Source organism: Prochlorococcus marinus XMU1404, assembly GCF_017696175.1.
GTDB lineage: Bacteria > Cyanobacteriota > Cyanobacteriia > PCC-6307 > Cyanobiaceae > Prochlorococcus_A > Prochlorococcus_A marinus_X.
Map to the genome: position 1 here is coordinate 50,920 of NZ_JAAORE010000002.1, position 15,430 is coordinate 66,349.

At 29.2% G+C, this 15,430-nt stretch carries 31 protein-coding genes and 1 other RNA gene; 10 read left to right on the forward strand and 22 right to left on the reverse strand.

The window, feature by feature from the left end; all coding sequences use genetic code 11:
• Positions 1-2 precede the first annotated feature (2 nt).
• Positions 3-800, reverse strand: a complete 798-nt coding sequence (locus tag HA144_RS03825; RefSeq protein ID WP_209042664.1) for a TPM domain-containing protein — start codon at positions 798-800, stop codon at positions 3-5.
• Positions 801-831: 31 nt separating this feature from the next.
• Here HA144_RS03825 and HA144_RS03830 point away from each other — a divergent pair, with 31 nt between their 5' ends.
• Complete coding sequence (locus HA144_RS03830) at positions 832-2,022, forward strand: SAM-dependent methyltransferase (RefSeq protein WP_209042666.1); 1,191 nt, start codon at positions 832-834, stop codon at positions 2,020-2,022.
• Here HA144_RS03830 and aroB read toward each other — a convergent pair.
• Positions 2,019-3,110: a 3-dehydroquinate synthase gene (gene aroB, locus HA144_RS03835; protein WP_209042668.1), complete on the reverse strand. Its 1,092-nt coding sequence runs from the start codon at positions 3,108-3,110 to the stop codon at positions 2,019-2,021. The genes HA144_RS03830 and aroB overlap by 4 nt on opposite strands.
• Before the next feature lie 125 nt (positions 3,111-3,235).
• On the opposite strand from aroB, the gene HA144_RS03840 reads away from it, so the two are divergent.
• From HA144_RS03840 to HA144_RS03860, 5 genes are all read left to right on the forward strand, one after another.
• Entirely contained in the window at positions 3,236-4,426 is a 1,191-nt protein-coding gene (locus HA144_RS03840; protein WP_209042670.1) for a 5-(carboxyamino)imidazole ribonucleotide synthase, read from the forward strand.
• 17 nt (positions 4,427-4,443) lie between these two features.
• A non-coding RNA gene (gene ssrS / locus HA144_RS03845) (6S RNA) lies at positions 4,444-4,628 on the forward strand.
• Between the two features lie 161 nt (positions 4,629-4,789).
• The gene (locus tag HA144_RS03850; RefSeq protein WP_209042672.1) at positions 4,790-5,089 is read left to right on the forward strand and encodes a DUF1651 domain-containing protein; all 300 of its coding nucleotides are present in this window, start codon (positions 4,790-4,792) and stop codon (positions 5,087-5,089) included.
• Complete coding sequence (locus HA144_RS03855; RefSeq protein WP_209042674.1) at positions 5,086-5,226, forward strand: hypothetical protein; 141 nt, start codon at positions 5,086-5,088, stop codon at positions 5,224-5,226. The genes HA144_RS03850 and HA144_RS03855 overlap by 4 nt, the downstream gene beginning before the upstream one ends.
• Positions 5,216-5,368, forward strand: a complete 153-nt coding sequence (locus HA144_RS03860) for a hypothetical protein (RefSeq protein WP_209042676.1) — start codon at positions 5,216-5,218, stop codon at positions 5,366-5,368. The genes HA144_RS03855 and HA144_RS03860 overlap by 11 nt, the downstream gene beginning before the upstream one ends.
• A 123-nt stretch (positions 5,369-5,491) precedes the next feature.
• Here HA144_RS03860 and HA144_RS03865 read toward each other — a convergent pair whose 3' ends face one another.
• From HA144_RS03865 to HA144_RS03880, 4 genes are all read right to left on the reverse strand, one after another.
• Positions 5,492-6,241 (reverse strand): NAD-dependent DNA ligase, encoded by a 750-nt coding sequence (locus HA144_RS03865; RefSeq protein ID WP_209042678.1) that lies wholly within the window; start codon positions 6,239-6,241, stop codon positions 5,492-5,494.
• 21 nt (positions 6,242-6,262) lie between these two features.
• Entirely contained in the window at positions 6,263-6,448 is a 186-nt protein-coding gene (locus HA144_RS03870; protein ID WP_209042680.1) for a hypothetical protein, read from the reverse strand.
• A gap of 30 nt (positions 6,449-6,478) precedes the next feature.
• Positions 6,479-6,736 (reverse strand): Notch domain-containing protein, encoded by a 258-nt coding sequence (locus HA144_RS03875; RefSeq protein ID WP_209042682.1) that lies wholly within the window; start codon positions 6,734-6,736, stop codon positions 6,479-6,481.
• A 72-nt stretch (positions 6,737-6,808) separates the two neighbouring features.
• Complete coding sequence (locus HA144_RS03880) at positions 6,809-7,039, reverse strand: hypothetical protein (RefSeq protein WP_209042684.1); 231 nt, start codon at positions 7,037-7,039, stop codon at positions 6,809-6,811.
• A gap of 190 nt (positions 7,040-7,229) precedes the next feature.
• Between HA144_RS03880 and HA144_RS03885 the strand changes: the two genes are divergently transcribed.
• Positions 7,230-7,520: a DUF1651 domain-containing protein gene (locus tag HA144_RS03885; protein WP_209042686.1), complete on the forward strand. Its 291-nt coding sequence runs from the start codon at positions 7,230-7,232 to the stop codon at positions 7,518-7,520.
• Positions 7,521-8,244: 724 nt separating this feature from the next.
• On the opposite strand, the gene HA144_RS03890 is transcribed toward HA144_RS03885, so the two are convergent.
• From HA144_RS03890 to HA144_RS03925, 8 genes are all read right to left on the reverse strand, one after another.
• Positions 8,245-8,433: a hypothetical protein gene (locus HA144_RS03890; protein ID WP_209042688.1), complete on the reverse strand. Its 189-nt coding sequence runs from the start codon at positions 8,431-8,433 to the stop codon at positions 8,245-8,247.
• A 5-nt stretch (positions 8,434-8,438) separates the two neighbouring features.
• On the reverse strand, positions 8,439-8,636 hold the full coding sequence (locus tag HA144_RS03895) for a hypothetical protein (RefSeq protein WP_209042690.1): 198 nt from the start codon (positions 8,634-8,636) through the stop codon (positions 8,439-8,441).
• A 95-nt stretch (positions 8,637-8,731) separates the two neighbouring features.
• A complete protein-coding gene (locus HA144_RS03900) occupies positions 8,732-8,986 on the reverse strand; it encodes a chlorophyll a/b-binding protein (protein WP_209042708.1) in 255 nt (84 codons plus the stop codon).
• A 524-nt stretch (positions 8,987-9,510) separates the two neighbouring features.
• Positions 9,511-9,684, reverse strand: a complete 174-nt coding sequence (locus tag HA144_RS03905; protein ID WP_209042710.1) for a hypothetical protein — start codon at positions 9,682-9,684, stop codon at positions 9,511-9,513.
• 98 nt (positions 9,685-9,782) lie between these two features.
• Positions 9,783-9,995 (reverse strand): TIGR02450 family Trp-rich protein, encoded by a 213-nt coding sequence (locus HA144_RS03910; protein ID WP_209042712.1) that lies wholly within the window; start codon positions 9,993-9,995, stop codon positions 9,783-9,785.
• 183 nt (positions 9,996-10,178) lie between these two features.
• Positions 10,179-10,388 carry a hypothetical protein gene (locus HA144_RS03915; protein ID WP_209042714.1) on the reverse strand — a complete coding sequence of 70 codons (210 nt, stop codon included), beginning with the start codon at positions 10,386-10,388 and terminating at the stop codon, positions 10,179-10,181.
• A 10-nt stretch (positions 10,389-10,398) separates the two neighbouring features.
• The gene (locus HA144_RS03920) at positions 10,399-10,569 is read right to left on the reverse strand and encodes a hypothetical protein (protein ID WP_209042716.1); all 171 of its coding nucleotides are present in this window, start codon (positions 10,567-10,569) and stop codon (positions 10,399-10,401) included.
• 59 nt (positions 10,570-10,628) lie between these two features.
• Positions 10,629-10,835, reverse strand: a complete 207-nt coding sequence (locus HA144_RS03925) for a hypothetical protein (protein ID WP_209042718.1) — start codon at positions 10,833-10,835, stop codon at positions 10,629-10,631.
• A 172-nt stretch (positions 10,836-11,007) separates the two neighbouring features.
• Here HA144_RS03925 and HA144_RS03930 point away from each other — a divergent pair, with 172 nt between their 5' ends.
• On the forward strand, positions 11,008-11,673 hold the full coding sequence (locus HA144_RS03930) for an SDR family oxidoreductase (RefSeq protein WP_209042720.1): 666 nt from the start codon (positions 11,008-11,010) through the stop codon (positions 11,671-11,673).
• A gap of 101 nt (positions 11,674-11,774) precedes the next feature.
• Here the strand turns inward: HA144_RS03930 and HA144_RS03935 are convergent, their stop codons facing one another.
• From HA144_RS03935 to HA144_RS09555, 6 genes are all read right to left on the reverse strand, one after another.
• Positions 11,775-11,912, reverse strand: coding sequence for a hypothetical protein (locus tag HA144_RS03935; protein WP_209042722.1), 138 nt, complete (start codon positions 11,910-11,912; stop codon positions 11,775-11,777).
• Positions 11,913-12,208: 296 nt separating this feature from the next.
• Complete coding sequence (locus HA144_RS03940) at positions 12,209-12,463, reverse strand: hypothetical protein (protein ID WP_209042723.1); 255 nt, start codon at positions 12,461-12,463, stop codon at positions 12,209-12,211.
• Positions 12,463-12,690: a hypothetical protein gene (locus HA144_RS03945; protein ID WP_209042725.1), complete on the reverse strand. Its 228-nt coding sequence runs from the start codon at positions 12,688-12,690 to the stop codon at positions 12,463-12,465. Before HA144_RS03945 ends, HA144_RS03940 begins: the two co-directional genes overlap by 1 nt.
• A gap of 90 nt (positions 12,691-12,780) precedes the next feature.
• Entirely contained in the window at positions 12,781-12,936 is a 156-nt protein-coding gene (locus HA144_RS03950) for a hypothetical protein (RefSeq protein WP_012007524.1), read from the reverse strand.
• 17 nt (positions 12,937-12,953) lie between these two features.
• Positions 12,954-13,205, reverse strand: a complete 252-nt coding sequence (locus HA144_RS03955) for a molecular chaperone DnaJ (protein WP_209042727.1) — start codon at positions 13,203-13,205, stop codon at positions 12,954-12,956.
• A 297-nt stretch (positions 13,206-13,502) separates the two neighbouring features.
• Positions 13,503-13,628 carry a hypothetical protein gene (locus HA144_RS09555; protein ID WP_280634250.1) on the reverse strand — a complete coding sequence of 42 codons (126 nt, stop codon included), beginning with the start codon at positions 13,626-13,628 and terminating at the stop codon, positions 13,503-13,505.
• Positions 13,629-14,162: 534 nt separating this feature from the next.
• On the opposite strand from HA144_RS09555, the gene HA144_RS03960 reads away from it, so the two are divergent.
• Positions 14,163-14,399, forward strand: coding sequence for a hypothetical protein (locus HA144_RS03960; protein WP_209042729.1), 237 nt, complete (start codon positions 14,163-14,165; stop codon positions 14,397-14,399).
• 21 nt (positions 14,400-14,420) lie between these two features.
• Complete coding sequence (locus tag HA144_RS03965) at positions 14,421-14,663, forward strand: hypothetical protein (RefSeq protein ID WP_209042730.1); 243 nt, start codon at positions 14,421-14,423, stop codon at positions 14,661-14,663.
• 17 nt (positions 14,664-14,680) lie between these two features.
• Here the strand turns inward: HA144_RS03965 and HA144_RS03970 are convergent, their stop codons facing one another.
• On the reverse strand, positions 14,681-14,869 hold the full coding sequence (locus HA144_RS03970; protein WP_245152831.1) for a hypothetical protein: 189 nt from the start codon (positions 14,867-14,869) through the stop codon (positions 14,681-14,683).
• A gap of 97 nt (positions 14,870-14,966) precedes the next feature.
• On the reverse strand, positions 14,967-15,278 hold the full coding sequence (locus HA144_RS03975; protein WP_011818215.1) for a DUF3303 domain-containing protein: 312 nt from the start codon (positions 15,276-15,278) through the stop codon (positions 14,967-14,969).
• Positions 15,279-15,430: the final 152 nt, after the last annotated feature.

Here is a 15,430-nt window from a genome sequence, read left to right on the forward strand (position 1 = left end):
TTTTAAGTATTTTTGGGCTTTTCATATCTTGAAAATAATGTTTGAGACAAGATATAACCTGCAATTCCTGCAGCTGTAAAAGCTAAACCATTTTTAAATAATGGTAATAAATCATTCGTTCTGGATATTATCGGTGCCAAACCAAAAATTCCAAATAACATTCCCCATAAAGGAGAAAGAAGAGCTAAAAATCCAATTGATATGACTTGACCTTCTTTTCTTGGGGCAGAAGCGAAACCTGCTACTAAACCTCCAAGAATAGATGTACATAACGTCCATATATATTGTTCTTTGGGTAGGCCAGGGACAACTTGACACCCTCCTCTCTCAAGGCAAATCTTTACGGAATTAATTGCATCTAATACTGCGCCATCCTCACCGTGATCTTTTACATAATATTGATTACCAAATCTTGTTTGAAGTTCAACCCAAAATAACCTTGGCATAAAATTAAAATAAGCCTCTCCGACGTTAAAGTTAAGTAAATTTCCTCCTCTAGGATCTGCGACTATCAATAAACTTGTCTCATCTAAATCCCAATAGTCCTTTATTGCACTACCAGGAGAACTCTCAAACTGAGATAAATATTTAATTTTCCACCCACTTTCAATTTCTAGATTATTGAGTTTGTCCTCTAAAGATTTTTTTTGATTAGGGCTTAACGTTTTAGCTAAATCAATTACTGGAGTTTTTACTTCTGGTAAGAGATTTGGATTATTTATAGCGAAAACGGGTTTTTGTGAAATTAAAACTAATATGGATAGAAATATTCCCAATAAATAGTTAATCTTTGTAGGCATAAATAAGTTTTATCTTTTTATATTTTCGCCGATGAATAGCTTACCTGCGAATAATCCGGATTGGTTAGTAAAAAAAATAAAAAAAATGGGAGGCACTATAAGTTTTTATGACTTTATGAATTTTGTTTTAAATGATCCTATTAATGGTTATTACGGCAGCGGAAAAGCTGAGTTAGGCGTTCGAGGGGATTTCGTCACATCACCCTCTTTATCTGATGACTTTGCTTTTTTGGCTGGTAGACAGATAGAAGATTGGTTAATTCAGTTCAAAAGTAGTTTTTTATGTAATCAGAAATTAGCTGTAATTGAATTTGGAGCTGGAGATGGAAGCTTTATGAGTGGATTAATTAAATATTTCTTAGAAAATAGTAAGAATTTTTTGGAAGGAGTTTCTTTTGTAATTATTGAACCTAATGAAGGGATGGTAGAAAAACAAAAAAATAAATTGGAGGAATTTTTAAATTTAGGTATTGATATTTTGTGGAAAGGTTTGGAAGAAGTAGAAGAAAATAATATAAATGGAATAGTTGTTGCGAATGAGGTTTTAGATGCTCTGCCAGTAGAGAGAATAACCTTCTCAAAAGGAAAATTACTTCGACAAGCGGTTTCTGTAGACAAAAATTCAAATAAATTATTTTTTGATGAAATGCCAATTACAAGTGAATTGGGAAAAAGTATTGAACTTGCTAAAAGTGAGTTGGGAATCACTATCCCGCCTGTAGATGCTATTGAAGGATGGACAACCGAATGGCATGTAGATAATTCAAAATGGTTAGAAGCTATTTATGGAAAAATCAATAATGGTATTTTATTGATAATTGATTACGCTAAAGAAGCTAAAAAATACTATAACTCTAAGAATTCTGATGGGACGATAGTTTCTTATGAAAATCAAAAAATGAATAATAATGTACTAGATTCTCCTGGATATTGCGACTTAACATCTCATGTGTGCATAGAAACTTTAATTAATGATGCTGAGACTCTTGGATTTAATACTGTTGGAATAACCAAACAAGGAGAGGCTTTGTTGGCACTTGGATTGGCAGAGAGACTTTATGGAATTCAGAGGGAATTTAAGGAGGATTTGTCAAATGCTCTTTTAAGAAGAGAGGCATTACTTAGACTCGTAGATCCTGTAAGTCTAGGTGATTTTAAGTGGTTTGTTTTTAATAAATTTAAGGAGAAGGGAATGAATATAAATTCAACCTGTTTGCGTTAAGAAAAAAACTTTAAAAATAATGCATCCTCTACGTCATCATATATATCCACTTCACCAATTCCTTTCGGTAATATAAATCTCATTTTGCCATCACGAACTTTTTTATCGCCCATAAGTATTTTAAGAACGTCTTCTTTATTTATTTGTGGGATCGCGGTAGGAAGATTGTAACTCCTCAAAAGATTCTTCTGTCTTTCTAATTCTTCTTTAGACCATAACCCTTTCTCAATTGCTATTTCCCCCGCAATATTCATACCAATTGATATTGCCTCACCATGTAGAAATTTGCCGTATCCACATAAATTTTCAATAACATGACCAAAAGAATGACCATAATTCAATATTGCTCTAACACCATTCTCATGTTCGTCTTGAGAAACGATATGAGACTTTGTTTTTATTGAACTATTAATTATTTTAATTAGATAATCATTCTTGAGATTTATAAGTTCATTTTTGTTATTTTCAATTTCTAAGTATTCAAAAAGTTCTTTATCTCTTATTACTCCGTATTTTATTACTTCGGCCATGCCTGCATTAAATTCTCTTTTGGGCAAACTTTTTAAAGTTTCTGGATCAATAAAAACTGCTTTAGGTTGATTAAAAGCTCCAATTAAATTTTTACCTTTTGGATGATTTACTCCTGTTTTTCCTCCCACAGATGAATCAACCATTGATAATAATGTTGTTGGAATCTGAATATATTCGATACCTCTCAGCCAAGTGGCAGCTGCGAAGCCACTTACATCTCCAACAATTCCTCCTCCAAGGGCAATAATTATTGAATTTCTATCTAAGCCAAATTCAAATGCAACATCATATATTTCACTTAAGGTTTTTAAGTTTTTATATGATTCTCCAGCCTTGATGAGGAACATTTTGGCCTGAAATTGATTCTCTTTTAAATTATTTAGGAATTTTTCTCCATACAAATTTGATATTTCTTCATTTGAAATCACAAGTATTTTTCTATTCTTTGTTATTCCAATTTTTAAAAGTTCTTCGCTGATATTATTCAGTATCCCTGCTTCTAGAGTTACTTCGTATGACTTATCACCTAATGGGACTAGTATTTTTCTCTTATTCACAATTGATTACCTAGTGAAAATTTATAAATATTTGGTATTAAATACTTTATATATTAGCAAAATCTAAGCTCTAGATACTTAAAAAATCAGTTGTTAAGAATTAGAAATGGTAATAAAATCATGCTATGAGTTTTAAAAAAAATATAAACGATATTAAGAAAAATTATTCCCTAGGAATAATTGGTGGTGGTCAACTAGCTTTGATGCTAACCGAGGCAGCACAAAAAAGAGATTTAGAAGTATGTGTGCAAACAAAATCTTGTGATGATCCTGCTGGTTCAAAAGCAGATCATGTCATAGAAGCTGATCCTTTAAAAATAAGAGGTAATAAATCATTAATTAATGAGTGTGAAAAAATAATTTTTGAAAATGAATGGATAAAAATTGATAAATTAAATTTAATTGACAATAAGGATATTTTTGTTCCAAGCCTTAATGCAATTAAGCCATTAGTAGATAGATTTTCTCAAAAAAAATTAATAGATAGAATGAATATCCCATGCCCAAAATGGATAAGTATTGAAGATTTTAAAAATCTCTCGGATGAAGAAATCAATAATTGGACTTTTCCTCTAATGGCAAAATCAAATAAAGGTGGATATGACGGTAAAGGGAACAGAAAAATAAAGACAAAAGAAGATTTAGATTCTTTTTTAAAAGAAAATAATTCTGATGAATGGTTAATAGAAGAATGGATAGAGTATGAAAAGGAATTAGCTCTTGTTGGTTCGAGAGATAGGACCGGTAAGATAAGATTCTTTCCAATCGTTGAGACATTCCAATCAAACCATGTTTGTGATTGGGTTCTTGCACCTGGAACAAATGAATATGATTTGAACTTATTTGCAATAAATATTTTCTCTTCAATAGTCAATGAACTTAATTACGTTGGAGTTTTGGCTATTGAATTCTTCTATGGAGACAATGGTCTTTTAGTTAATGAAATAGCTCCTAGAACACATAACTCAGCTCATTTCTCTATTGAAGCTTGTACTTCAAGTCAGTTTGATCAATATGTTTGTATTTCTTCTGGGATGATGCCGCCTGAAATTAAAATGAACTGTGAAGGGGCAATTATGATAAATCTACTGGGATTAAGAAAGAATTTCCCAATCTCAATGGAGACCAGAATTAAAATGTTATCTGAAATTGAGGGTTCTAATATTCATTCTTATGGCAAATCTCGCGAAATTCTGGGAAGAAAAATGGCTCACATCACATTTTTATTAAATGGTAAAACGCATTCAGAAAGATATGATGAAGCTCAAGTTTTATTAACTATGGTAAGAGACATATGGCCATCTCCAAATGCATAAAAAAATAAGTTAGAGTTAGGTTACTGGATCTTTGGTTAAGTTCTTCTTTATGTGCTCTGATCTGACTCTCTTTCGACATGAGGAGACTGTCGTGATGCGGTAGTAAACCGATCTTGTAATCGGAAACGAAAGCCCACTTTGAATCCTCTTCTGGCATTTCCAGGTCGATGCAGCAGAGAACTGACGGGGATCCGGTATTACCTATCAAATGCTCACTATAACTGGCTTTTGGTAGGTATTTTATGTTTTAGGAATAGCCGAGATTTTTTTGTTCTCTATCAGTGTAAATAATTTGTTTGCCAAAATACTTGACTATCCATTTCTAATGCGTTTATATTAATAGTACACTTGTATTACTAAGAAATGACTTTAGGAGGAGCTAATGTTTGGACTAATTTTTCTTACGGTTATCGTAATGAGTCCCCAAGTGGTTGGTTGCTTAGTCCAGACCGCAGCAGATTAATTTTATTTACAAGGAATAAAAAATCTCCAAGAAATAGTATGAGAATTTTTGCTCATACATATTATGCAAATGATCTTGGTGAGCCAATGGCAATTAAATCATCCACTCAAATATATCTGGATAATGCCTGGGATAAATGGCATGACCTTCAATTAGAAGGTTGGACTTTTGAAGAACTTGAATTACCTGAATCAGTATGACTAACCTAAACCCAATCAAAAAGAAACTATCAAAAGCACATAGAAAGATATCTATGCAAGACCCATCAAAATTATTAGCAGAATTTTTTAATGGTATTGTCATTGAACTTGATGAAGAATATAAATATGACTCATAAAGAATTGATAGATCAAGTTTCCGCAAATTTATTTAAGCAAAGTGGAAAGTTAGAAAGCAGAAGATCTTGGTTGGCAATGAGAAATTATCTTGAACAATTAGACAGAGAACAACTTAAATCCATGCTTAAGGACCACGGATGATTTAAAAACATTATTTAGTTTTTATTTTTTTCTTAATTCTAAGAAAACCGTAAGTTCCAAAACCAACCAAAAACAAGTCCAAATAAATATGCCAAGTAGGAAAAATCTGATGAACTAATTCCATTAACTTTTTATTGCCATTTGCCAATAAGGATAATCTAAATTTGATTTTTCTCTAATTAATTGTAATTTTCTAGAATTTATCTTTACTACTATCCCATCTGTTGGATATTTCCTAAATAGCTTCCCCTCTAGCCATTGTTTTCTAAATACTTTAACTTGGCTCGTAAAGTTGCATGAAATATCTTCTGGTATCGTGAAGCCAAGTTTAGAAAGACACTTTTTGGACTCATATTGGTTAAGTTTTGAATTAATTATTTGAAATGCACAGAAGCTAAGGCTTTCAGAAAATCCTTCTTTAGCTCTGAGAAATCTAGAGGCGATTCTTTGAGAGATATGTGGACTTTGATTGGGTGCGTATAATTCCCCTCTAACTTGAAGAACTCCTCTTAAAGAGAGTTTATTTGGAATGTTTTGAAATTTTATAAGTTTACTAGTAACGTTACTTCCTTTTCTTGAAATTGCTTTCTCCAAGTTTCCATTAATGTATTGCAAAGCAACAGCACAACCATCAATTTTAGGTTCAATTAATAATCTAGTATCTGCTAATAATCCTTTCAAAAATTCATCAACTGAACCCTTTTCTAATGAAGGTAAAACTAGTTTATTTTTCCTTCTGAAGTAATCACAATTGGGGTTAATTCTCAATAAATTCTTTTCAAGTTGGTCGAACTGCTTATCAGAAATTAAAGCATTCCCATTTCTATAATTATCTTCATACCATTCAATTCGCTCTTCTAAATAAGTCTTCATTTAATAAGATGGCTTAAGTTTTTAAATAGGCATCCAATTTGGTTTATCTATGATCCATTTTTCTCTATCTTCATATTTAACAGTCCATAAAAGAAACGAAGAAATCTGTTTAAGAGATATGCCAGCCACATATCTTGTTTTTGGACTTATTGATATAATTCCAAATAAAAATATTACTAAAATAAGTTTAAGAATAACCTTAATCATTTAAAAAGTCAGCGTAATTTTTCAAACTTTTTAATTTTTGCAATTCTTATAACCTTCAATCTTCGCTAGTTCATCAATTTTCAAACCTGTTTCTTTTAATAAAGTTTCTCCGATATCGTCTTTATTAAATTTAGTTAATGCTCCTTTAGTGGAGTACTTAATGCATTGGTTTTTATATTTTGCTTCTTTGACAATAGGAGATAAATAAAAACCAAACAAGACGATAAAAGCCCCATAGGTTAAAACTTTTCTGTGGTTTTCCCACCATTTATAAAATTTATTGGACACGGAAGATAAATAACTAACTTCTATTTTAAGTTGATTGTCAACAAATTACTTTAGTAATTGAAGTACCTTAATTTATTGTTTTTCATTAATAGATCTAACCCAAGAATAATATCTTGATTTTCTAATCCTCTGTTCTTTCGAGACTAATCTATCTGCAGATTCAAATGGTGATTCTCCTTTCTCAATTTTTGTTGTAATAGATATACCAAAACCTTTCGCTTCAATTTTTGCAATGCCACCTTCTAAAAAAAATAGAAATGACCAACCTTTATTCCATCCTAAATAGAAGGGATTTCTATACATTTTATTTTTTGGATTTACTACTTAATAATATTTGCCTTAAGAAGGAGTTACTTGTATAGACCATTACCAAATAAAAAGTTTACGTTTGATTAATCCGGAAAATAATTTTCGAATTTAAATAATTACTTAAAGGAATACTTGACGCTGGGCAATAGTACATTTATATTAATAGTACAACTGTATTAGATGTATGACATCAGGAGTCGCTAATGTTCGGGCTAATTTTTATCATGGCAGCCTTATTGACCCCCCAGCTGGCTGGTTGTTTAACCAAAAAGGTGGTTTATTAATTTTTTTTGAGTGTTATAAGAAATCTTTATCTAATAACTTAAAAGTATATACTCACCTTTTTTATTCAAATGAATTAGGTGAACCAGCCCAACTTAAAAACTCAAGACTTCATTCTATTGATTGTGCTTGTGAAACATGGAATGAATTAATTTCTGGAGGCTGGCAAATTGTTACTGGTAAATTCCAGTAATCATGATTAATGTGAATCTATCAAAATGGTAATATCTAAAAGAATTTACCTTAAAACGAAAACGTACAAAGATTCTTATTACTTGCAATCACTTTCGCTAAAGCACTACAGAAACTTTTGCTAAGATTTTGATTTGTCCAATACACCAAAAGTTATACCATATGGTGATCATTTACTTAAAGGTTTTGAGTATGGGCAAAAATAGGACAATATTTTCTCCTAGATCCTCTTAATTATTCTCTCAATTAAACTTCAGTAAGTTGAGATGATTTAATTATGTAAACAAAGCATTATTTTATACAACTTCAAAAAATCTTTTTAAGTAATTTATGATTATGATTCAATTTTACTTTTCAATATTTCTATTAGTTGTGCTTACTTTCTTTGCACTTTTGTTAGATGCACCAGAATTAGCATCTTTAATTCAAACATTTTAGAAAATAATAAATCAGCATTTTTACTGATTTACTTTCTTTATAATTAAGATTTAAGTTTAACTTGTTGAATCGGAGGGATCTAATGATTGACAGTCCACCAAAGGAGTTAGATTCTAATATTTAAATCTAAATAAAACTAATGCTAAATTTGGAATGAATCTTTTATTTGAGATTCATTCCTTTTTATTTTTTTTTTTGAAAATGTGAAATTAGGAATATTAAATTATAAATTTAAAAATATGCTCATATAAAACTAATTTTATGCCAAAGGTACTTTTAGAAAGTGGCTAATTTAATCTAAATCCAAAGCCAGTTTTTTGTTCTTTCTTTTCTTCCCATTCGTTCATAATCAGTTTTAGTATATTTTTCACTTCTAAATTCGAGGCATCAGTATCTTTTTGCAGATTTATACAAATATTCTTTATTTCCTCAAAAGCATTATCAATTAATATTGTTTTTTGATCTAGATTAGCCATAGACTTTAATAAGCTCCATTACAGTTAAATCCACTGCAGTTAATAATTCTAAAAATGTTCATTATGAAAGTATGGAATCTTTCATCATAGAAAAATGCCCAAGTCGTAAATATAGCAAAACCCGAGACAGCAAAAGCAGCATATTGAAGCCAATGTATTCCATAGCTGTCAACACCATTTTTGTCGAAATCAGAATTACTCAATTTTTTTATACATATAATAAGATTATTTTTTTTAAAGGGAGAGTTTGTTTTGAAGGAGAGATTTATTTTTTCTTAATTTTTAAAGTATTGAAAGCTTAAATAAATCCTGGAATTATCCACCCAAAAAAACCATAGTTTATTATTAATGCTGAAAGACCAATCATAGCTAGTCTACCGTTTGTCATTTCGGCATTTTTCCAATATTTACCCATATAGTTGTTAATTTTTTTTGAATTTTTATCTATCAAATAATTTGGTTCTAAAGGTTCTTGGAGCCTTTTGATTGCGTATAAGGAGAATTGGATTGTAATAGCGATAATAACAACTATAAAACTAGTAAGAGCATCCATTTTTTAATTTCATGTGTGATCGATAAGTCAGAAAAGTAAATGACATTTGTATTTTTCAAATATTTCCTCGTAGCTGCTTTATTGACAAAGGAAAATTTAACTTGAATTATTAACGAATGTAACATATCTAAAGTAAATAAGTATGAATCCTTACCTTTTCTTTGGATTTCAGACTTAAAAAGACTATTATGTTACATTTATGTGTAAGCTATATGTAAGGAGTAGCTTCAGTTGAAATACAGAATTAGCTTTAAAGTCTTATTTCTCTAGATCATATAGAGTATTGAAGATTTATTTAATAGGAGTATATTTTTATGTTATTTGTTAGAAATGATTTTTATAACTAGTTATTATTACTTTTGTTTTATTTCGGGAAGGTAGAATTTATTACCTAATGTATAACCTATTGACATAAGCACGAACCCAATAAGTTGAGGTAAATGAGAGTTAGCTAGAGAGATTTTTTCAATCATTTCTCAATTCATAAAATATTATGATAATAAAAAATTTTTAATACTGTAAGTCTATTTTTTTTTTGCTTCTTTAATTTCCCCAGATTTTTTTAGTGAATTTACAAGTCTTTCATTTTCTGTTTTTAAATTTTCTAATGCTGATTTAGTGAATTGTTCTTTAGCCTCAAATTTTGCTGAACTTATAACTTTTTTATTAGGAAGTTTTTTCTTCGGTTCTGGCTTCATATTAAACAGCTTTTTAAAAATTTTAGAAGTTATTTTTTTTGTTTTAGGTATTATTTTTTACACTTTTCTGGTTAATAATATTTGTTTACATAAACAAATTAATCTTTATCTTTTGGGAGACTGAACCATCCAGTAGTCCATTCTGATTTTAGTTTTTCCCATGAAATCCTTTTAATATCTTTTTTATTTTTGGCAGGAAAAATATCAACCCATCTATCCTCTTTTTTACCACCATAAGCTTTAACTTGAAAATGCCTATTGCCATTAATAGTCTTTGGTGATGTCCAACAAAGAGTAGGAGGCCATTTCATGAGATATTTAAAAAAAGTTAAGAAAACTAAAGGTTGCTTTGCCCAGTAAAAACTAATCCATAATATGCAATCGTACCAAGAATAAGTACGATACCTAGTATTCTAATAATCATGCTTTAATGTTTTTAACTCCAAATTATATTAATGAATTTTTACATATTTGAGTTGAGGATTATAAATTTTTTAACTATTCCTTTTTTTATTTCTAACTTTTGAGTGGCAAGATTCAGGATGCCATTCTTTCTGAATATTGCCAATAAAATCATATATAAATGAATCGGGACATCCTGTTTCTTTTTTAAGTTCTGAAAGCTCTTCTTTAATGGATTCATATACACTCGTTATTAACCCTAAATTTTCTTCTTGAGAGGCGACCCATTTTTTGTTCTCCATTATTATGGTTTTAATTATTTTCCACAATATCGTAATAGGTTATATCTCCATAATCAGCATCTGAACAACATAAATCGCCATATAGTTCTTCTAACAAATCGTATGCATCTGAATACTTATCAAAACTTTGAGAAGTTAATTCGTCATCTTTCCCATCTATTCTAATTATCTTGTAGTTCATATTTAGCTTAGATGCAAAAAGTATTATTTTTCATTAGAGCATCTTATTAAATTAAAATCTTATTTAAGAGTATTGGTTGGATAAAGCTTCTGTATTTTATTTTTCTGAATTTCTATTTTTCTTTGTTCATATTTTTTTGCCATTATTTTTCTGATAAATAATTGTGGGATAAGCCAAACTAATGCAATAGCTATAGCCATGAAAGCAGGATTTCTCCAGGTTAACCTAATAATCTCTTGTATAAATTCTTGATTGAAAATTTCCATAAATTAAATCTTGATGACAAAAATATCTTTGCTTTCTTGTATAAGATCTTTTGAATGCCAATAATTATTATAACCTTAAAAAATCTTATCAGGAATTTTATAACTTTTTACTTTTTCTAGTTTGTTTTTTTTTATATTTGGATCTAGATTAATTTTTAATTTTTCTTGAAAGATGCCGACTTATTTAATTACAGGAACAAATAGGGGTATTGGATTAGAATTATGTAGGCAAATTCATAAGAGAGGAGATTATGTAATTGCAACGTGTAGGAAAGCTTCAAAAGAACTTAGAGATTTAGGCGTGAGAATTGAAGAGAATATAGAAATTTCTTCTGATGAGTCGATCACAAATTTGTGTAAAAAATTATCTGGAGTTAATTTAGATTGCTTAATTCATAATGCAGGAATTTATGAATTTAATTCTTTCGAAAACTTTGATAAAAAAAGTATTTTGCGTCAATTTGAAGTCAATGCATTGAGCCCAATATTTATCACTCATTCACTTAAACATCTTTTAAAAAGATCTTCTAAAGTTGCTTTTATCACAAGTAGAATGGGCTCTATTGAAGATAATAAATCTGGAAGTTCTTATGGTTACAGGATGTCTAAAGTCTCCTTATCCATGGCAGCAAAATCACTTTCTATAGATTTATCAAAAGAAGATATTTATGTAGCTATTTTGCATCCTGGGTTAGTGAGTACAAGAATGACTGGCTTTACAAGAAATGGAATTAGTCCTGAAGAATCAGCAAATGGCATTTTAAAACGTATAGATTCTTTAAATAAAAAAAACTCAGGTACGTTTTGGCATGTCAACGGAGAAGTTTTGCCTTGGTAATATCTTTACCTTTGTATTGAAGAGATTTATATCGTTAATTTGTTAAAAAACTTTTAAATTTTTGACGATTTTCTTTTCTTGTTTAATTCTTTAAGTTATCTTTAAAAAAACATTAGTAAAGGAGGTGATTCATTGTCGTATCTACCGAAAAATGCGGTTATTAAAGGGACCGTGAATTCAGTATCTTCATCACATTCATCGGTCTCTTTTTCTTTTATTAAGAAAAAAGGTTTTATCATCAATAGATTTATATAAATCAATCACTTAATAATAAAAAGCTCTGCATCTTAGATAGTTGCAGAGCTTTTTTAATGAATTTGAATAGTCTTTCAAGATGCACTCTATCTTTTTTGGCCGAAATAAATTAAGGCTAAAAATGATAATGTGCTTACCAAAGCAATTAAATACCACCCAGTTGATGAGTTACTAGTTACTTCTGTCATTTATTTTGATTTTTGTCTGAGGAATTGATTATTTGAGAGAAAATTACAATTGATATCATTAAAAAAACTAAAAGGATGTAAGTTACATTCATTTATAAAAAAATGCTAATTATCAAAAAGATTATTCCTAGAACTACCGTAACAATTGCTCCATCAACTAATAAGTCTTTCCATGTATAACTTTTAAGCATCCTTGTTTTATCTTCCTCGCTCATAAGGTTCTTCAACCACGTCCAATCTAAAAGCTGTGTCAATGCAACACCAAAAATTAAATGACCAATCAAAATACCAATTAGATCAATTCTAGAAATATCTTTGGTTAAGCTCGTAATAATAAAAAATTCCACTAGTTTTTGTTTTTATTAGATAAGGCTCCACCTTCTTTTTTATATTTTTCCCAAGCTTCACTTATTTTTGCTTTAGAGAAATTTTGTTTCCCCTCAGAGAATTTATTTTTAAAGTTATTAAAACTATTTGAAAGCTCTTTCTTTGTTGGTTCATCAAGAAAGTTTGATGTCAATTTCCATAAATACCAGCTACTAGCTAGAAGAAGAATTAATCCGAGTAATTGCATATTTGTTTTTTACCATGCTACAACCTTTTAAATGCTTTCGATAAATTAATTTATCTAATACCTGTATAATTATTTTTCTTTAAATCTAAATTAAAACTTTAACCAGTGAAAAAAAATCCTATCTAGCAACCAAATAGTTAATCCCCCTTCTAAAAAAGCTAGCCAGTACATCCCATAATCTGAAAACCCCATTTGTTCTTTTACTGTTTTAATCAATTTTTTGTGAGCTTGAATTAGATCTTTCATTAATAATTAAATTTGTTTTAAACCTGCTGAATTTCTTTAATTAAAAAACCCTTCCCATAGCATGATAGACATGTTTTAGTCTCATCTAATGAAATTCTTAGAAAACCTGCTCCATTACATCTAAAACAATTTACTTTAGTATTTGAATAGAGTTTTGACTTGACTTTAGCAGCACGATTTAAGTAAGAAACTGTTTCTTTACGTCCATTTGCTTTAGCAGCTTTGTTTAAGAGCTTTGTGTAGTTGACTTTAAGTTCTTGAGTATTCATCTTTTAACCGGGACTAGTTTTCAAATATAGGTAATAGGTGTGAATAAATAATTAATATAAGCCCTATTAATTTACCGTTTATATTTCTTATCAGATCTCAGATTGAGACTTAACTAATATAACTGAAATTTTTTTTTAATGTTTATTGTAGGACTACTATTTTTTATTTTTAATAGAAAATTTATATTTGATAAAGTAATTTTAAATATTTAAAAACAAATTATTTGTTGCATTTAGCAGAACAAAATTTTAATTTAAGAAGTTTCTTCAAAATTATAATTTAGTAAATCTTAGAGATTATCCAGCCTTTTTTAGGTTTTTAACTAAAAAATCATTTTCGTTTGTAAGTACATCAAACTTTGATTTCTTAAGTTTTTCTTTGATTTCAGTAGTCGAATTTTTTTTTAATTTATTGGGATGCATAAGTTTAAAAATCAATTTTTAAAAAATGACATCTTGAATCCTAATGATCATCAAAACAAAATGTGGATATATTTTTTTTAAAATAGAAAATATTTTATTTTGCACATAGAAGATTTAATTTAATCAACATATTGTGGAAAACCCTGTTGAAAAACACTAAAAAAGTGGATAACTCTCGGGGAGCATGTTCAAAACAAGCTTTTCTGGAATAATTCCTAAGTATTAATACTTCATCAAGAAAAGTTTAAATATAGTTTAAAAGGCATCAAAATCTATTGTTATAACTGTGGGATCATTACTTTTATATTTATAAAAAGGATCTTTTCTTGAAACTAGTGTTGAAAAAAAAAATTAATTATTTTTTTTGAATGATGTATCAAATTGACAAATAAAGTTAAGAAAAATAAAAGTAAACTTGAATTTTTGAAAATTTATCTCATCTGTTTAAATTAAGTCTTGATTCGGTTTTCTCTATGGCAACATTTCCCAAATGTAAGATTAATCAAATACGTTTAAATGAGTTGGATATTTATAATGGAAAAAGAAAAAAAGGATTCAAAAAAATGTTCTGGCAAGAAAAACATTATGTTTGCCTATGGTTTTATACAACTTGGTTCTAGTTTCGTATCTGCAATAGCTTTAGCTGCGATCGCTTTTGGATTCTGTTCAGTAAAAAAAGAGTCTAAACTTTTCAATAAATGTGTTGCCGAAATTATTGAAGATGGTGGTACGAATTCCGAGGCAGTAAGATATTGCAATGGAGGCAATTAAAATCCCTCACAGAACTATTAAATGGATTCAGCAAGTGATTTGATTTTTGACTCTTTAAAAAAGGAGCCAATTGGAGAAACTGATCACTTTATTTGGTTCATAACAGATATTGGTATTGCTGCCCTATTTAAAAGAGAGCAAAACTATGAAATATATAGTTCAAATGTCGAAATTGAGGCTAATAAAATAGGTTTGGATATAACTAAAGAAGAAAAAGAATATCTCAAAATAAAAGAGAAACAAATTTTCTTGTTTTATTCATAATTTTAGATATTTTTGATTTAGTAAGAGGGCTCAAGGTTAAATGATTGCTCTTTAATATTCTCGCTAAGTAATTCGTATGTCAGCTCTTTATTTAGGGCATTTATATAGGATGTATAAAGTTTTCCCCAAACAAATTCAAATTCATCTTTACTTAAATTCTTGAAAAGAATTTCTCCTTTGAAGTAAATGTGATAAGAATCATTCATCATGGAAAATAAATCTTATCCTTTTTAACGCAGTGAAATATGTATGTAGTATTGTCTGCTACTAAAAAGGAATTTATAAATGTAATTAGAAATACTCTTAGACTATTCGTGTATTCATTTTTTGTTTTTTGAATAATCCTACTGTCTCATCAAGATCCATGCACGGCTGAATACTGATATCCATTAATCTCCTCCATGGATGCCATTGTTTCCAAATTGTCTCAAGTGAATCTGCACTAACTACAGAATGTCCAATCCCATTTTGAACCATAAAAATCCAAGAATGAACCTCATAGTTTTCGGGTCTGTTTTGGGGACCACCTGATTCGTACCAATTAATCAGCATCTCTGCCCCTTCTTCTTGATCCTCGCCATCAGTAAATTCGTAGGAAATCAAATACCTTTGCATATAGATTATTATTAAAATCTCTAAACTATATTAACTCTAGATTTAGATATTGCTTTCAAATTTAATAAATGCTATGAAGTTTATATAAGTGATTTTTTTAAATGATTGAAAGATTTGGGAAAATTAAAAAGAATATTTTGACTAATTTATCT

Excerpts from the sequence above, each read along its gene's own strand:
- HA144_RS03860 (WP_209042676.1), top strand. The coding sequence starts at position 5,216 with ATGACTCATAAAGAATTGATAGATCAAGTTTCCGCAAATTTATTTAAG.
- HA144_RS03950 (WP_012007524.1), bottom strand. The coding sequence starts at position 12,936 with ATGAAAGATCTAATTCAAGCTCACAAAAAATTGATTAAAACAGTAAAA.
- HA144_RS03825 (WP_209042664.1), bottom strand. The coding sequence starts at position 800 with ATGCCTACAAAGATTAACTATTTATTGGGAATATTTCTATCCATATTA.
- HA144_RS03850 (WP_209042672.1), top strand. The coding sequence starts at position 4,790 with ATGACTTTAGGAGGAGCTAATGTTTGGACTAATTTTTCTTACGGTTAT.
- HA144_RS03920 (WP_209042716.1), bottom strand. The coding sequence starts at position 10,569 with ATGAACTACAAGATAATTAGAATAGATGGGAAAGATGACGAATTAACT.
- HA144_RS03915 (WP_209042714.1), bottom strand. The coding sequence starts at position 10,388 with ATGGAGAACAAAAAATGGGTCGCCTCTCAAGAAGAAAATTTAGGGTTA.
- HA144_RS03870 (WP_209042680.1), bottom strand. The coding sequence starts at position 6,448 with ATGATTAAGGTTATTCTTAAACTTATTTTAGTAATATTTTTATTTGGA.
- HA144_RS03880 (WP_209042684.1), bottom strand. The coding sequence starts at position 7,039 with ATGTATAGAAATCCCTTCTATTTAGGATGGAATAAAGGTTGGTCATTT.
- HA144_RS03975 (WP_011818215.1), bottom strand. The coding sequence starts at position 15,278 with ATGCAAAGGTATTTGATTTCCTACGAATTTACTGATGGCGAGGATCAA.
- HA144_RS03910 (WP_209042712.1), bottom strand. The coding sequence starts at position 9,995 with ATGAAATGGCCTCCTACTCTTTGTTGGACATCACCAAAGACTATTAAT.
- HA144_RS09555 (WP_280634250.1), bottom strand. The coding sequence starts at position 13,628 with ATGCATCCCAATAAATTAAAAAAAAATTCGACTACTGAAATCAAAGAA.
- HA144_RS03890 (WP_209042688.1), bottom strand. The coding sequence starts at position 8,433 with ATGGCTAATCTAGATCAAAAAACAATATTAATTGATAATGCTTTTGAG.
- HA144_RS03970 (WP_245152831.1), bottom strand. The coding sequence starts at position 14,869 with ATGAATGATTCTTATCACATTTACTTCAAAGGAGAAATTCTTTTCAAG.
- HA144_RS03930 (WP_209042720.1), top strand. The coding sequence starts at position 11,008 with ATGCCGACTTATTTAATTACAGGAACAAATAGGGGTATTGGATTAGAA.
- HA144_RS03960 (WP_209042729.1), top strand. The coding sequence starts at position 14,163 with ATGGAAAAAGAAAAAAAGGATTCAAAAAAATGTTCTGGCAAGAAAAAC.
- HA144_RS03965 (WP_209042730.1), top strand. The coding sequence starts at position 14,421 with ATGGATTCAGCAAGTGATTTGATTTTTGACTCTTTAAAAAAGGAGCCA.
- HA144_RS03935 (WP_209042722.1), bottom strand. The coding sequence starts at position 11,912 with ATGATAAAACCTTTTTTCTTAATAAAAGAAAAAGAGACCGATGAATGT.
- HA144_RS03830 (WP_209042666.1), top strand. The coding sequence starts at position 832 with ATGAATAGCTTACCTGCGAATAATCCGGATTGGTTAGTAAAAAAAATA.
- HA144_RS03840 (WP_209042670.1), top strand. The coding sequence starts at position 3,236 with ATGAGTTTTAAAAAAAATATAAACGATATTAAGAAAAATTATTCCCTA.
- HA144_RS03885 (WP_209042686.1), top strand. The coding sequence starts at position 7,230 with ATGACATCAGGAGTCGCTAATGTTCGGGCTAATTTTTATCATGGCAGC.
- HA144_RS03925 (WP_209042718.1), bottom strand. The coding sequence starts at position 10,835 with ATGGAAATTTTCAATCAAGAATTTATACAAGAGATTATTAGGTTAACC.
- HA144_RS03945 (WP_209042725.1), bottom strand. The coding sequence starts at position 12,690 with ATGCAATTACTCGGATTAATTCTTCTTCTAGCTAGTAGCTGGTATTTA.
- HA144_RS03855 (WP_209042674.1), top strand. The coding sequence starts at position 5,086 with ATGACTAACCTAAACCCAATCAAAAAGAAACTATCAAAAGCACATAGA.
- HA144_RS03900 (WP_209042708.1), bottom strand. The coding sequence starts at position 8,986 with ATGGATGCTCTTACTAGTTTTATAGTTGTTATTATCGCTATTACAATC.
- HA144_RS03955 (WP_209042727.1), bottom strand. The coding sequence starts at position 13,205 with ATGAATACTCAAGAACTTAAAGTCAACTACACAAAGCTCTTAAACAAA.
- HA144_RS03865 (WP_209042678.1), bottom strand. The coding sequence starts at position 6,241 with ATGAAGACTTATTTAGAAGAGCGAATTGAATGGTATGAAGATAATTAT.
- HA144_RS03905 (WP_209042710.1), bottom strand. The coding sequence starts at position 9,684 with ATGAAGCCAGAACCGAAGAAAAAACTTCCTAATAAAAAAGTTATAAGT.